The sequence below is a fragment of the Aquimarina algiphila genome (assembly GCF_947494415.1).
In the GTDB taxonomy this organism is placed as follows: Bacteria; Bacteroidota; Bacteroidia; order Flavobacteriales; family Flavobacteriaceae; genus Aquimarina; species Aquimarina algiphila.
Genome location: NZ_CANLVC010000008.1, coordinates 89,285 through 104,782 on the forward strand (window position 1 = coordinate 89,285; position 15,498 = coordinate 104,782).

At 31.7% G+C, this 15,498-nt stretch carries 13 protein-coding genes; 11 read left to right on the top strand and 2 right to left on the bottom strand.

Going from position 1 to position 15,498, the window contains the following annotated elements:
* Positions 1-183: 183 nt before the first annotated feature.
* The 5 genes from PQF96_RS18035 (at position 184) to PQF96_RS18055 (ending at position 8,056) form a co-directional block, all read left to right on the top strand.
* Positions 184-3,168: a M16 family metallopeptidase gene (locus PQF96_RS18035; RefSeq protein WP_271767686.1), complete on the top strand. Its 2,985-nt coding sequence runs from the start codon at positions 184-186 to the stop codon at positions 3,166-3,168.
* A 143-nt stretch (positions 3,169-3,311) separates the two neighbouring features.
* A complete protein-coding gene (gene fabG / locus PQF96_RS18040; RefSeq protein ID WP_109437547.1) occupies positions 3,312-4,058 on the top strand; it encodes a 3-oxoacyl-[acyl-carrier-protein] reductase in 747 nt (248 codons plus the stop codon).
* An 84-nt stretch (positions 4,059-4,142) separates the two neighbouring features.
* Positions 4,143-6,173 (top strand): vWA domain-containing protein, encoded by a 2,031-nt coding sequence (locus PQF96_RS18045; RefSeq protein WP_271767687.1) that lies wholly within the window; start codon positions 4,143-4,145, stop codon positions 6,171-6,173.
* A gap of 21 nt (positions 6,174-6,194) precedes the next feature.
* Positions 6,195-7,010, top strand: a complete 816-nt coding sequence (locus PQF96_RS18050; protein ID WP_109437545.1) for a prohibitin family protein — start codon at positions 6,195-6,197, stop codon at positions 7,008-7,010.
* Between the two features lie 119 nt (positions 7,011-7,129).
* Positions 7,130-8,056, top strand: a complete 927-nt coding sequence (locus PQF96_RS18055; RefSeq protein WP_271767688.1) for a GNAT family N-acetyltransferase — start codon at positions 7,130-7,132, stop codon at positions 8,054-8,056.
* A gap of 71 nt (positions 8,057-8,127) precedes the next feature.
* Here the strand turns inward: PQF96_RS18055 and PQF96_RS18060 are convergent, their stop codons facing one another.
* Positions 8,128-8,646, bottom strand: a complete 519-nt coding sequence (locus tag PQF96_RS18060; RefSeq protein WP_109437543.1) for a hypothetical protein — start codon at positions 8,644-8,646, stop codon at positions 8,128-8,130.
* 13 nt (positions 8,647-8,659) lie between these two features.
* Positions 8,660-9,586: an OmpA family protein gene (locus PQF96_RS18065; RefSeq protein ID WP_271767689.1), complete on the bottom strand. Its 927-nt coding sequence runs from the start codon at positions 9,584-9,586 to the stop codon at positions 8,660-8,662.
* Positions 9,587-9,931: 345 nt separating this feature from the next.
* On the opposite strand from PQF96_RS18065, the gene hisG reads away from it, so the two are divergent.
* From hisG to PQF96_RS18095, 6 genes are all read left to right on the top strand, one after another.
* Positions 9,932-10,789 carry an ATP phosphoribosyltransferase gene (gene hisG / locus PQF96_RS18070; protein ID WP_143915119.1) on the top strand — a complete coding sequence of 286 codons (858 nt, stop codon included), beginning with the start codon at positions 9,932-9,934 and terminating at the stop codon, positions 10,787-10,789.
* A gap of 20 nt (positions 10,790-10,809) precedes the next feature.
* On the top strand, positions 10,810-12,093 hold the full coding sequence (hisD, locus tag PQF96_RS18075; RefSeq protein WP_271767690.1) for a histidinol dehydrogenase: 1,284 nt from the start codon (positions 10,810-10,812) through the stop codon (positions 12,091-12,093).
* Positions 12,094-12,133: 40 nt separating this feature from the next.
* Entirely contained in the window at positions 12,134-13,183 is a 1,050-nt protein-coding gene (hisC, locus tag PQF96_RS18080) for a histidinol-phosphate transaminase (RefSeq protein WP_271767691.1), read from the top strand.
* Between the two features lie 87 nt (positions 13,184-13,270).
* Positions 13,271-14,407 carry a bifunctional histidinol-phosphatase/imidazoleglycerol-phosphate dehydratase HisB gene (gene hisB / locus PQF96_RS18085; protein ID WP_143915116.1) on the top strand — a complete coding sequence of 379 codons (1,137 nt, stop codon included), beginning with the start codon at positions 13,271-13,273 and terminating at the stop codon, positions 14,405-14,407.
* A gap of 95 nt (positions 14,408-14,502) precedes the next feature.
* Positions 14,503-15,087, top strand: a complete 585-nt coding sequence (gene hisH, locus PQF96_RS18090) for an imidazole glycerol phosphate synthase subunit HisH (protein ID WP_271767692.1) — start codon at positions 14,503-14,505, stop codon at positions 15,085-15,087.
* Between the two features lie 47 nt (positions 15,088-15,134).
* The gene (locus tag PQF96_RS18095; RefSeq protein WP_271767693.1) at positions 15,135-15,491 is read left to right on the top strand and encodes a four helix bundle protein; all 357 of its coding nucleotides are present in this window, start codon (positions 15,135-15,137) and stop codon (positions 15,489-15,491) included.
* The last annotated feature ends 7 nt before the right edge of the window (positions 15,492-15,498 follow it).

Consider the following 15,498-nt stretch of genomic DNA (forward strand, 5'->3'; position numbering starts at 1 on the left):
TAAAAAAACCTCTTGAATATATTTTCAAGAGGTTTTTTTGTTTCAAGGAACATATTGTTTGTTAAAAAAAGCTTAAAAAACGTAACATTGAAAAGAACAACACGTATTATAGTACATTAATTATAAACTAACTCATATAATCAACTCAGGTGTAACATCACCATAAAACAATTAAAATAGGATATGAAATTAATCAAAACATTTTTACTGTTACTATTGGCCGTTTGCCTAAGTAATTGTAAAAATTCATCATCAGAAACTAACAAAGAGCCCCAAGAAGTAAAGGTAGAGCAACATACAGATGCTTCGGGATTTAATTATGAAACTGTAACTAATGATCCTACAGGTTTACGATTGTATACATTAGATAATGGTTTAAAAGTATATTTGGGTAAGAATGAAGAGGAACCAAAAATTCAGACTTTAATTGCTGTTAAAGCTGGTTCGACTTACGATCCTGCAGATAATACTGGTTTAGCGCACTATCTGGAGCATATGGTGTTTAAGGGAACCGATGAAATTGGTACTCAGGATTTTGAAAAAGAAAAAGTATTCTTAAAAGAAATTTCTGATTTGTATGAACAGCATAAAGCAGAAACAGATCCAGAGAAAAAGCAAGAAATCTATAAAAAAATAGATGAAGTATCTCTCGAAGCTTCAAAAATTTCTATTGCTAATGAGTATGATAAATTGGTGAACTCATTAGGTGCAGAAGGAACAAATGCTTTTACATCAAATGAACAAACTGTTTATGTTAATAAAATTCCATCTAATGAGTTAGATAAATGGCTTAAAGTTGAAAGTGAACGATTTAGTCAGGTAGTATTGCGTTTGTTTCATACAGAACTCGAGGCAGTATATGAAGAATTTAATAGAGGTCAGGATAGTGATGGTCGTAAGCAATATTTTGCTGTTTTAGAAGGGCTGTATCCTAATCATCCGTACGGAACTCAGTCTACAATTGGTAAATCAGAGCATTTAAAGAATCCATCTATGGAAGCTATTAATGCATATTTTGATAAGTATTATGTGCCAAATAATATGGCTGTGATTTTAGTTGGAGATTTAGACTTTGATAGTACAATTAAGAAAGTAAACGAAGCATTTGGAGGATATGAGTCTAAAGAAGTCACCCATCCTAATTTCCCAAAAGAACCAGCACTAACTTCACCAATCAAAAAAGAGGTATACGGTCCCACTGCAGAGTCTGTATATGTGGCATTTAGAACAGATGGTTTTGGTACAAAAGAGGAGACTATGGTGGTGCTGGTTGACTATATTTTAGCGAATTCACAAGCAGGGTTGATTGATTTAGATCTTAATCAAAAACAAATGGTGCAAAATGCATCTTCTTTTACAAATTTTGATAACGATTACGGGTTTCATTTATTATATGGAATGCCGAAAGAAGGACAAACCTTAGATGAAGTTAAAGAGCTACTGTTAGGTGAGATAGAAAAAATTAAAAAAGGAGAATTTGATGACTGGCTAATTGATGCTGTAGTTAATGATTTAAAATTAACAAGAGTACGACAATTTGAAAATGCCAGCGCTACTGCATACCAATATCTTGATGCCTTTATTCATTTCACAGATTGGAAAGATCGTTTGACTATGTTGGATGATATGAAAAAAATTACAAAGCAAGAAGTGATCGATTTTGCTAATAAGCATTATGGGAATAACTATGTTGAAGTACATAAAATCAAAGGAGAAGATAAGAATATTGTTAAGGTAGAAAATCCAGGAATTACTCCTGTTGAGTTAAATAGGGATAAAGAGTCAGTGTTTATTCAAGAATTTAAAAAAATAGAATCTCCTGCATTACAGCCTAAATTTATTGATTACAAAACAGCGATTAAGTCGACCAAAACGAATAGCGGTGTTTCTGTATCCTACATAGAAAATGAAAATAATGATCTCTTTAACCTTACTATTATTTTTGATTTAGGAATAGATAATGATAAGACATTGTCAGTAGCTTCTGGCTATTTCGATTACCTGGGGACAGACAAATATTCAGCAGAAGAACTTAAAAAAGAATTCTATAAATTAGGAATTAATTATAGTATAAACTCTTCCAAAGACAGAACAAATGTTAGTATTTCAGGGTTGAAAGAAAACCTTGATAAAGGATTAATTTTATTAGAAGATCTATGGAAAAATGCAGTTGCTGACCAGGAAGCATATGATAAATTTGTTGATCAAATAGCAAAAGGCCGTCAGGATGGGAAGACGCAAAAACAAAATATTCTTTGGAATGGATTATTGAATTATGGCAAATTTGGAGAAAACTCTAGATTACGTAATATATATACAATCAATGAACTAAAGGAAATCAATCCTCAGGATTTGGTTAACAAAATAAAAGAATTATATACCTATAAACAACGTGTGTTCTATTACGGTAAGGATGTAGAAGCGGCACTTGCTTCTTTGGATAAAAATCATACTATTTCTGGTGATTTGAAAGAATACCCTGAAAAGGCTACCTATATAGAAAAAGAAACAGGAGGAAATGTATATTTTGTAGATTATGATATGGTCCAGAGTGAAATGATTTTCCTAGCAAAAGGAGCAGAGTTTGACCCTAAAAAAATGGCAGCTTCAAGTTTGTTTAATACCTATTTTGGTAGTGGATTATCTTCAATTGTATTTCAGGAAATTCGTGAATCAAAATCTTTAGCATATTCTGCATTTTCACAATATAGTATGGCTAGTGAAAAAGGAGATTCAGATTATGTATATGCATATATAGGCACACAGGCGAACAAAATGCCTCAAGCTGTTGATGCAATGATGGATCTTATGACAAATATGCCAGAAGCAGAAGAGCAATTTAATCAAGCAAAAGAAGCCACTTTAAAGAAAATTGCAGCTAAACGAATTACAAAGTCAAATATATTTTGGTCTTATGAAAACCTAAAGAAAAGAGGAATTGATTATGATAATAGAGAAGAGATGTATGAAACGATTAAAAATATGACATTAGCTGACCTTAAATCTTTCTTTAATGAGAATATCAAAGGTGAAACTTATAATGTTCTTGTGATCGGGAATAAGAAAGATGCGGATATGAAAGCTTTATCTAAATTAGGAGAGGTTAAGGAAATGGACATTGATTATCTTTTCAATTATGAAAAGAAAAATGAAGACATAAAATTATAAAATTTGATAAACTATAATTTGTTTATAAACCCTGTGAGAAATCGCAGGGTTTATTGCTGATGACCTATTTGTAATTCTTATATTTGAATTTACATTGCAAATTATAAATTGTACAGAAGTACAAAAAAATAGAAACATAACGAATGAATCTTTTACAAGGTAAAACGGCTATTATCACAGGAGCTACTCGTGGTATCGGCAAAGGAATAGCAGAAATTTTTGCGCAACAAGGGGCTAATGTTGCTTTTACATATAGTTCTTCAGTAGAAGCGGCAAATGCTTTAGAAAAAGAATTAAATGCATTAGGAATTAAAGCTAAAGGATATCAAAGTAATGCAGCCAATTATGATGATGCTCAAGAATTGGTAGCGTCTGTTTTGGAAACTTTTGGGGGTGTAGATATTTTGGTAAATAATGCAGGGATTACAAAGGATAATCTTTTGATGCGTATGAGTGAGGAAGATTTTGATAAAGTAATAGAAGTAAACCTCAAGAGTGTATTTAATATGACTAAAGCGGTACAACGAACTATGCTCAAACAACGTAAAGGAAGTATTATTAATATGAGTTCTGTTGTTGGAGTAAAAGGTAATGCAGGTCAAGCGAATTATGCTGCTTCAAAATCTGGAATTATTGGGTTTTCTAAATCGGTAGCCTTAGAATTGGGATCAAGAAATATTCGTAGTAATGTAGTTGCTCCTGGTTTTATAGAAACCGAAATGACTGAGAAGTTAGATGAAAAAGTGGTCGATGGATGGCGTAATGCTATTCCATTAAAAAGAGGAGGTACTCCAGAAGATATTGCAAATACATGTCTGTTTTTGGCAAGTGATTTAAGTGCTTACATCACAGGACAAGTGCTTAATGTTGACGGAGGAATGTTAACATAAAGAAAGGAGTTAGAAAGTAAGAGTTGTTAGATAATTATACTGTTTAACTTCTAACTTTCTGCCTTTACCTCTAACTTTAGAAACATGCAAATAGAAACAATTTTATTGATTATAGCTGCTTTTGTAATCGCATTGGTTATAGCATTGTTTCAGTATATATATAGGGCAAAGAATAGGAAAAAAAATAGCCTATTCTTTGCTTTTTTACGTTTTCTTAGTGTTTTCTCACTCTTGTTGTTATTAATTAATCCAACATTTAAGCAAAAAACGTATTATGTAGAGAAACCAGATTTAATTGTTGCTGTAGATAATTCTTCATCAATAAAAAATCTCCGACAAGATCAGTCAGTCATTAAATTCATAAATCAAATAAAAGAAAACGAAGAATTAAATGATAGGTTTGATCTTGTGTATTACTCATTTGCCGATAAATTAAAAGATTCGTTAGATCTTTCTTTCGATCAAAAACAAACTAATATATCTAAAGCTTTAGAAGAATTAGATCAGATTTATAAAAACACGATTGCACCTACAATAATGATTACTGATGGTAATCAGACTTATGGTAAAGATTATCAGTTTAGTAGTTTAGGATATAAACAGGCGGTATATCCAGTGATATCTGGTGATACAACTGCTGTAACAGATACCAAAATTCAACAGCTTAATGTTAATCGTTACGCGTATTTAAAAAATAAATTTCCAGTAGAAGCTATCCTTACATATTCTGGTCAGGAAAATGTAACAACTACATTTCAGGTTACATCAGGAAATGGTGTAGTGTATTCTCAACCAATAACTTTTTCTCAACAAAGTAATTCTGCTGTTGTTAGTTTTACCTTACCCGCTAGTCGTGCAGGTGTTATTAAATATGTTGCTAGATTAGTTCCATTAACGAATGAGAAAAACACAGTAAACAACGACAAAAATTTTGCAGTAGAAGTTATAGATCAAAAAACAAATGTACTTTTGATTTCTGATATAGTACATCCTGATCTCGGAGCTATCAAGAAAAGTGTTGAAAGTAATGAGCGTCGCAGTATATCAATCAGTAAGCCTCAAGAAGTAAAAGATTTAGATGATTATCAATTAGTTGTTTTATATCAACCTAATACGAGGTTTAGAAAAGTATATGAAGATTTAAATACGCTAAAAAAGAATTATTTCACTATAGCAGGTACTAAAACAGATTGGGTATTTTTAAATAAAATACAAAATAAATATACACAAGAAATAACAAGACAAACTGAATATTATATTCCTAGATTTAATACCAATTATAGTACATTTCTTTTAGAAGATATTGGTTTCGGGAATTACCCTCCTTTAATAGGGACTTTTGGTGATATTAGCATAAACACCAATCACGATCCACTATTGTATCGAACAATTAGTAATATAGAAACTGATGAAGTATTAATAACCGCAATAGAGGAAAATGGAGTGAGAGAAGCAGTGCTGTTTGGAGAAGGAATATGGAGATGGAGAGCACAAAATTATTTGGATAGTCAAGGATTTGAAGACTTTGATGATTTTTTCGGGAAGTTAATACAGTATCTTGCTTCAAACAAAAGAAAAAGTAGGTTGAATACTATTTCAGAATCCTTTTATTATGGTAATGCAAATATTAGTATCAAAGCAGAATATTTTACCAAAAATTATGAATTTGATCGAAGAGGGAATTTAAGGATTTCTGTAAAAAATAAAGAAACTGAGGCAACGCAAACTATACCAATGTTGTTGAAAAATAATTCATATGAGGTTGACTTGAGTAGTCTTTCAGCAGGAAATTATGAATATACAGTAACCGTCCTAGGAGAAAATATTTCACGTTCTGGGAGTTTTGCAATTCTTGAATATGATGTAGAGCAACAATTTCTTAATGCAGATGTAACAAAACTTAAGCAAGTTGCTACTAATACTAATGGAAAGTCATTTCATTTAAATCAAAATGAAGCTTTGATAAAAGAGCTAACAGAAGATCAAAGATATCAAACAATACAGAAAAGCAAGGAAAATGTGGTATCTTTAATAGATTGGAAATATCTATTAGTAATAGTTATTTTATTGCTTTCGATAGAATGGTTTGCACGAAAATATAACGGACTTATTTAAAATTAAAAATTCAGAATTATTATGGAAAAATTACCAAAGATAGGGTTACCTATTTTGATTATTATTGTTTTGACAATTGTCTTTATTTCAAAATCGACTGTTACTATTGGCTCAGGAGAGGCAGGAGTATTGTATAAAACATTTGGAGGAGGAGTAGTAACAGATGGACCTCCATTAGGAGAAGGTTTTCATTTAGTTGCACCTTGGAATAAAGTAATTGTTTATGAAGTAAGGCAGCAAGAAGTTTTTGAAAAGATGCAAGTGCTTTCTTCTAATGGATTGGAAATTAAATTAGACGCTTCGGCTTGGTTTCAGCCGGATTATGCCAAATTAGGTTTGTTACACCAGCAAAAGGGAGAAAATTATGTGGCGAGAGTTTTATTACCAACCATAAGATCAGCTGCACGTAGTGTTGTAGGTAGATATACTCCAGAACAATTGTATTCTAGTAAAAGAGATGCTATTCAAAAAGAGATTTATGAAGAAACAAAAAAGATTGTTGGAGATCAGTTTATTCAACTTAATGAAGTATTAGTTAGGGATGTAACATTACCTCCAACTATTAAAGAAGCAATAGAACGTAAGCTAAGACAAGAGCAAGAAGCTTTAGAATATGAGTTTAGGTTAGAAAAAGCAAGAAAGGAAGCCGAAAGACAAAAAATTGATGCAGAAGGAAAAGCAGTCGCTAACCAAATTCTAAGTGCTTCTTTAACCGATAAGATTTTGAGAGAAAAAGGAATTCAAGCTACCCTGGAGTTGTCAAAATCACCAAATGCAAAAGTGGTTGTTGTAGGTTCAGGACAAGATGGTATGCCTTTGATTCTTGGAAATCAATAGCAAAAACAAGATATATTATTTCTATTGGCGTCTTTCTTGGGCGCCATTTTTTGTGAAATACTATTAATAATTAATCTAACTTCAGGTTTTTTAAAATGACATAATCTAATGCGGGTAATATGCAAACAAAAAAAATACTAGAAACTCATAGACTTAGTTTATCTGAATTTGGTTTAGAGGATGCTAATTTTATCATAGAATTGGTTAATTCTCCAAATTGGTTAAAATATATTGGAGATAGAAATGTAAAAACTGATGAAGATGCCATAGAATATCTAAAAAATGGTCCCATACATAGTTACGAGCAATATGGATTTGGTTTATGGAAAGTTCTATTGAAGAATACAAACATCCCGATAGGCATGTGTGGATTGGTAAATAGAGAGGCCTTAGAAGATATAGATATAGGTTTTGCAATGTTACCAGAATATTCTGGATTAGGTTATGGGTTTGAAATAGCAAGTGCAACAATGCAATATTCAAAACAGGTATTAAACCTTGATAGAATTGTGGCTATAACAGATCCAGGTAATATCGCTTCAATTAAATTGTTGAACAAAATTGGACTCTGTTTTGAGAAAACGATGAAACTGTCAGATGACGATAGTGTTCTCTTTTTTTCTGAATCTAATTATAAAAATGATGAAAAGGAGATTAACAAATTAACAACTACTTTTTTTGAGGTATTTACAAATGCGAATAGGAGAACTCCTAGAGTAAAAGATATTGAGAAAATATTTATTCCAGAAGGAATATTGATAAGTAATACCCAAGGGAAACCTGAAATTTTCAAATTAAATGAATTCATTACTCCGAGAGAAAAAATGTTGAATGATGGTACCCTCATTGATTTTGAAGAATATGAAATCTCGTCTACAACTGAGATATATGGAAATGTAGCACAAAGATTTAGTCTCTATCAAAAATCAGGGGTATTGAATGGAGTTGATTTTGTTGGACGCGGGATGAAAACAATTCAATTCATAAAAATGAATGATGAATGGAAAATGTCTTCAGTTGCCTGGAGTGATGATGTGGAAGAATAATACTATATGAAAGGCCTTCATAAAATATGATTATGAAGGCCTTATTTAAATAGTAAAATGGTTAGTGGTTACTATTTTTCTTTTAATTTTTTAGCTTGTTTTGACCAATTGTCTCTTTCAATTCTTCCAGGAAAAAATTGAATAAGTGCCGTTACTGTGTCAATATCCTCTTTGGTAAATTTACTAATTTGATCGAAAGTATAGATACCAATGCTGTTTAATTTTTCTTCAATAAATGGACCAACACCACTGATGAGTTTTAAATCATCCTTTTCTGATGCATCTGCTGTGCCAAAACTATCAAAATTTAATTTTGGAGGAGCTCCTCCATTTGTTACAGCTACACCACCATGATCCCTAGTTTTAACTGCTTTGATTCCGTTATCGGTGTCGCCTGAATTAGAAAAAGTAGAATTTGCTTTTTCATGATTAGAGTTTTTAAGTAGTGTATTTTTTCTTTCACATTCGTCTAATGCTTTTTTATATTTATTTTTAAGAGACCATTTTGATAAAAGCCACCCAAGTAAAAATGCTAAAAACAATAAAAGTAATAAGCACCACCAGTTTGCCTCATGTATAAAATCTAACATAGTTGTTGTGTATTTAGTTTACGGTTATTTCTATTCGTCTGTTTTTTGCTTTGTTTTCCTCACTGTTATTTGCAGCAATAGGGTTGGATTCCCCTTGAGAAGAAGCTTTGATTTTTTCTTTTGAAATACCTTGAGAAATGAGATAATCTCTTACATTATTAGCTCGCTGTTGGCCAAACCATAAATTAGCTTCTTTTTCTCCGACATTATCTGTATGTCCAATAATAGAAACTGTTTTGTTAGGGTATTTTTCTAAATAGCTCTTAAGTTCCAAAGCATAATTAGATAACGTAGCATCAGGTTGAAATGTTTTTTGAGCAAAACTGGAGTATAATGTTCTGTTAGCGATACTTTTTTCTACTTCTTCAAGTCTGGATGTATCCAGGTCTCCAAAATTTAAAAGAATACCTCCGTTGTATGTGCCATCATCATTATATGTATATTCCTTTAATTCGGTTTTAATTACAATACGATTAGCATTAACTCCAGCGCTGACAAGAATATCTTTGATGAAATTTGCTCTGGAGATTCCAAGTTTACTAGTGTCTTCAATATCAATAGAGTTTTCTAAACCGGTTATTACAAGCTCTTGATCCTGATGTTTGCCTAGATAATTTGCTACTTGACTGTCAAAACCTTCAAGAGTACTTGGGATATGAACATTACCATTGCCATTATTAATTCTGAAGTTTTCATAATATCTAAATACTTCTTGATTTTTATTGTCTTTTGCAAATAAACCAATTTGGGAATTGTTAAGATTGGCAATACTGTCTTCATAGGCTTTTTTGGCAAGCGCATCTGCTTCAGAATCTATTTCGTCTTTAACAATAACAGTATCTTTATCTAGATTTTTAGCACACCAATCACAAGAATAATACCACCATATTCCTAGCCATGCGAATAGTAAAAAAAAGAGGAATGAAAATAAGCCTTTCATAAATTGTTGATTAGTTAGTTACTTAAATTTATAAAAATGTTTATTATGATCCTATTTAAAATCTTAAAATCTAGTGATTTATAGACTGAAAAAAGATGAACCTCAAAAAAATAAGTTGAAATGCATTTCAGAAAAAATAATTTTTTATAAATTCGCAAAGTATTTAAATAGAAAAATGAAAAACATTCTTTTACATCATCATCATTCTTACATTCTCGCACAAGCGTGGTAAGTTGATATGTGTATAAGTAATCATATAATAAAAACCCGTTTGAGCAGTTCAAACGGGTTTTTTGTTTTCATAAAACTTTTTTCGAACTGATTAGACACAACAACAAAAACAAAATGTCAAAAATTAAAATTGCTATTCAGAAAAGTGGACGTCTTAATGAAGATTCTGTCAAAATATTAAAAGACTGTGGTATTTCCATTGATAATGGAAAAGATCAATTAAAAGCTCAAACACGTAATTTTCCTATGGAAGTTATGTTTTTACGTAATGGAGATATACCGCAATACCTTAGAGATGGAGTTGTTGATATCGCTATTATAGGAGAAAATGTTCTTATAGAAAAAGGGACAGATATTTCTATTGCAGAACGCCTTAATTTTTCTAAGTGTAAAGTTTCTCTTGCAGTACCAAAAGATTTTGAATACAATTCTATTCAGGATCTTGAAGGAAAAAGAATTGCTACCTCGTACCCAAATACGGTTAATGACTATTTGGATAAAAAAGGAATTTCTGCTGAATTACACCAAATTTCTGGTTCAGTCGAGATCGCTCCAAATATTGGTTTGGCTGATGCAATTTGTGATATTGTTTCTAGTGGGAGTACTTTATTTAAGAATAACTTAAAAGAAGTAGAAGTGATGCTTACTTCTGAAGCAGTATTGGCAGTCTCGCCTAAGATATCTGAAGAAAACAGAATGTTATTGGAGAAATTACAATTTAGAATTAAGGCCGTTTTAAAAGCAAGAAATTCTAAATATGTATTACTTAATGCTCCCAATAATAAAATAGAAAATATTGTGAAAATATTACCTGGAATGAGGAGTCCAACAGTGTTGCCTTTGGCAGAGAAAGGATGGAGTTCTATCCATACTGTTGTAGAAAAAAATAAGTTTTGGGATATTTTAGATGAGTTAAAAGCAGAAGGAGCAGAAGGAATTTTGGTTTGTCCAATTGAAAAAATGGTATTGTAATTAGATAAATAACAAGGGCAATGAAAAAGATATACAATCCAAATAGAAATTCCTGGTCAGAAATCTTAAAGAGGCCAACACAAACTGTTGCTGATATAGAAGATATTGTTTTACAAGTTTTTGATGAAATAAAAAAAGAAGGAGATCAGGCAGTTGATCGATATACTCAAAAGTTTGATCAAGTGTCACTTGATAATATTTTGGTTTCTTCAGAAGAAATAGAACAAGCAAAAGAACTTATTAGCCAGGAATTAAAGGATGCTATACAATTAGCTAAATCTAATATTACCGTATTTCATGCTGCACAAAAGACAAATAAAATTTCTGTAGATACAAATGTCGGTATTGAGTGTTGGCAAGAAAAGCGACCGATTCAAAAGGTAGGGTTATATATTCCAGGAGGAACGGCACCATTATTTTCTACAATTTTAATGTTAACCATTCCGGCAAACCTTGCTGGTTGTGAAGAGATTGTATTATGTTCACCTCCTAATAGAGAAGGAAAAATACATCCTGCTATTTTGTATACTGCTGATCTTTGTGGTGTAACCAAAATATGTAAAATAGGAGGGATTCAGGCGATTGCAGGGATGACTTTTGGTACAGAAACCATTCCACAAGTATATAAAATATTTGGACCGGGAAATCAATTTGTAACCGTAGCAAAACAATTAGCGACTAAGTTTGGCGTGGCTATAGATATGCCAGCTGGACCTAGTGAATTACTTGTAGTAGCAGATGATACTGCAAATGCATCCTTTGTCGCATCTGATTTACTGAGTCAGGCAGAACATGGTAAAGATAGTCAGGTGATCCTTGTTTCTACATCAAAAACAATGATAGATCAAGTAGAAGAAGAGATTATAAAACAAGTCAATGTATTGCCAAGAAAAGAAATAGCAGAAGGAGCAATTGCTAATTCAAAATTAATTTATGTAGAAAGTAACATGGAGGCTATTGAGCTTATTAATGAATATGGCCCCGAGCATTTTATAGTATGTGTAGAAGATGAAGACTTTTATATTGATAAAATAGTAAATGCGGGTTCTGTTTTTATTGGTAATTATACACCAGAAAGTGCGGGAGATTATGCTTCTGGAACAAACCATACGTTACCTACAAATGGATATGCGAAGCAATATAGTGGTGTGAATTTAGATAGTTTTATGAAGTCAATGACCTTTCAGAAAATATCTGAAAAAGGTATCCAAACCATAGGAAATGCGATTGAACTTATGGCAGAAGCTGAAGGTTTACAGGCTCATAAAAATGCAGTTACGTTGCGATTAGAAAGTTTAAAATAAAACCTATCATCTTAGAATGATTTCTAGATGACATGAGATAATGAATAAGAAACAATTTGATATAACACAATTAGTTCGTAAGAATATAGCAAGGTTGAAGCCATATAGTTCTGCAAGAGATGAATTTACAGATTTTGATCAAGATATGATTTTTCTTGATGCTAATGAGAACCCATATGAGAATGGAGTAAATCGATATCCCGACCCACAACAAAGAAATCTAAAATCAATTTTATCAGATCAAAAAAAGGTGTCTGACCAGAACATACTTTTGGGTAATGGTAGTGATGAAGTTTTAGATTTGATATATAGAGCATTCTGCGAACCAGAAGTAGATAACATTATTACATTACCTCCTACATATGGTATGTATACTGTATTGGCTAACATAAATAATGTAGAAGAAAAGAAAGTATTGTTAAATGAAGATTTTCAACCTAATGTAGAAGAGATATTCAATACCGTTAATGGGAATTCAAAATTACTATTTATATGTTCTCCGAATAATCCTTCTGGAAACTTAATAGATCGAGAACGTATACTTCAAATTTTAGAACGTTTTGAAGGAATAGTAGTTATTGATGAAGCATATATTGATTTTACAGATAAAAAGAGTTGGGTGGAAGATCTAAATACATATCCCAACCTTATTGTTACTCAAACACTGTCTAAAGCCTATGGGTTAGCAGGTATACGCTTAGGAGTTTGCTATGCTTCTGTAGAGATCATCGATATACTTAATAAAATCAAACCTCCTTATAATGTAAATGAATTAACTCAACAACGTGCATTGGAGAGAGTACGTGATAAAGATCAGATCAAAACCGAAGTAAATACCATTATAGAAGGGCGTAAAGAATTAGAAAAAGCTTTATCACAAGTAAGTTTTGTAGAAAAAGTGTTTCGCAGTGATGCTAACTTTATTTTGATAAGAGTAGACGACGCTAATAAAAGGTATGATCAGCTAATTAAGGAACGGATCGTAGTACGCAATCGAAGTACTCAACCACTATGTGAAAGTACATTACGATTTACAGTAGGAACAAAAGAAGAAAATGAGAAATTAGTTGAAATATTAAAACAGTTGTGATTGTCATTCCGGACTCGATCCGGAATCCATTATAATAACTAAAAGTTTAATTAAAAAAGATTCCAACTAAGTTGGAATGACATAATAATGAAAAAGAAAGTATTATTTATAGATCGTGATGGAACGATTATCAAAGAGACTGTGGATGAACAAATAGACGCGTTTGAAAAAATGATGTTCTACCCCAAAGCATTTACCTATTTAGGAAAAATAGCTCAAGAATTAGATTATGAATTGGTTATGATTACGAATCAAGATGGTTTAGGTACCGATTCATTTCCAGAAGATACCTTTTGGCCTGTTCACAACTTTATAATGTCATCCTTCGAAAATGAAGGGGTTGTATTTGATAAAGTGTTTTTGGATAGAACATTTCCTCATGAAAATGCAAATACTAGAAAACCAGGAACAGGTTTATTGACAGCGTATTTTTCAGAAGATTATGATCTTGCTAATTCTTTTGTAATAGGGGATCGTCTTACAGATATGGAATTAGCTAAAAACCTAGGAGCAAAGGGTATTTTCATAAATGATAATACAAATCTGGGTACAGACGAAATTACAATCAAACGAGATGAACTCAATGATTTTATTGCTTTAGAAAATAACGATTGGGAAAAGATATATGAATTTTTAAAATTAAAAGATCGTACCGCAGAAATCTCCAGAAAAACTAATGAAACAGACATTTTTATTAAGTTGAACTTGGATGGAACAGGTAAAAGTGATATATCTACTGGATTGGAATTTTTTGATCATATGTTGGATCAAATTGCAAGACATGGTCAAATGGACCTGGATGTAAAAGTGAATGGAGACCTTGAAGTAGATGAACATCATACCATAGAAGATACAGCAATAGCACTAGGCGAAGTGTTTAGTGATGCTTTAGGAGGTAAGCTGGGTATAGAACGTTATGGTTTTTGTTTGCCGATGGATGATTGTCTTGCACAGGTAGCTATTGATTTTGGAGGTCGCAATTGGTTAGTTTGGGAAGCAGATTTTAATCGTGAAATGATTGGTAAAATGCCAACAGAAATGTTTTTTCATTTTTTTAAATCCTTTACAGATGGTGCTAAAGCTAATTTGAATGTAAAAGCTGAAGGAACAAATGAACATCATAAGATTGAAGCAATTTTTAAGGCTTTTGCTAAAGCGATTAAAGTTGCTGTGAAACGTGATCCAGAGAAAATGATTTTACCTAGTACAAAAGGAATGCTATAATAAACCCTTTTGTCATTCTGGCGTAGGCCGGAATCTATAAAAAAGTAAAAGTTTTAATTAAAAAGATTCCGGCCTACGCCGGAATGACAGATCTAATGAAAATAGTAATTATAAACTACGGGGCAGGAAATATTCAATCTATAAAATTTGCAATTCAACGATTAGGATACGAAGCTGTGTTAAGTGATGATCCGCAAGAGATCAAATCAGCAGATAAAGTGATCTTTCCAGGAGTAGGAGAAGCGAGTAGCGCAATGCAGAAGCTTAGAGCTTCAGGGTTGGATAATTTAGTACCAGAACTCAAACAGCCTGTATTAGGGATTTGTTTAGGAATGCAGCTTATGTGCAGATATACAGAAGAAGGTAATACACAAGGATTAAGTATTTTTGATACAGATGTAGTTCGTTTTAATAATGAAGTCAAAGTACCACAAATAGGATGGAATCAAATAGAAAACCTGGATTCACCTTTATTTGAAGGTATAAAAGAAAAAGAACATATTTATCTTGTACATAGTTATTATGCCCCTATAACAAAAGATACGGTTGCAGAAACTCAGTACGGAATAAAGTATAGTACAGCTTTACATAAAGATAATTTTTATGGAACTCAGTTTCACCCTGAAAAGAGCAGCGTTGTAGGGGAGAAAATTCTTTTGAATTTTCTTAGTATCAAGTAAATAGTATAAAGTAATTATAAGTTTTATTTTGGTGTTATTAGATTTAAATGAATAAATATCAAGAATTAAAAATATGGAATAAAGCAATGGAATTGGTGGAAGAAGTATATGCTTTAACAAAAAAATTACCAGATGAGGAGAAATTTGGATTAATATCTCAAATAAAAAGATGTAGTGTTTCTATACCATCAAATATTGCAGAAGGAGCTGGTAGGAATTCTAATAAAGAGTTTATTCGTTTTTTAAGTATAGCAAATGGTTCTACTACAGAACTAGAAACTCAATTAATTTTAGTTATAAGACTAAAATTTACATCAAAAGATAAAGTAGAAAAATTGTTAAACTTATGTGCAGAAATTAAGAAGATGAATTATTCGCTTCAAAGGAGTATTGAAAAAACTTAATACTTTG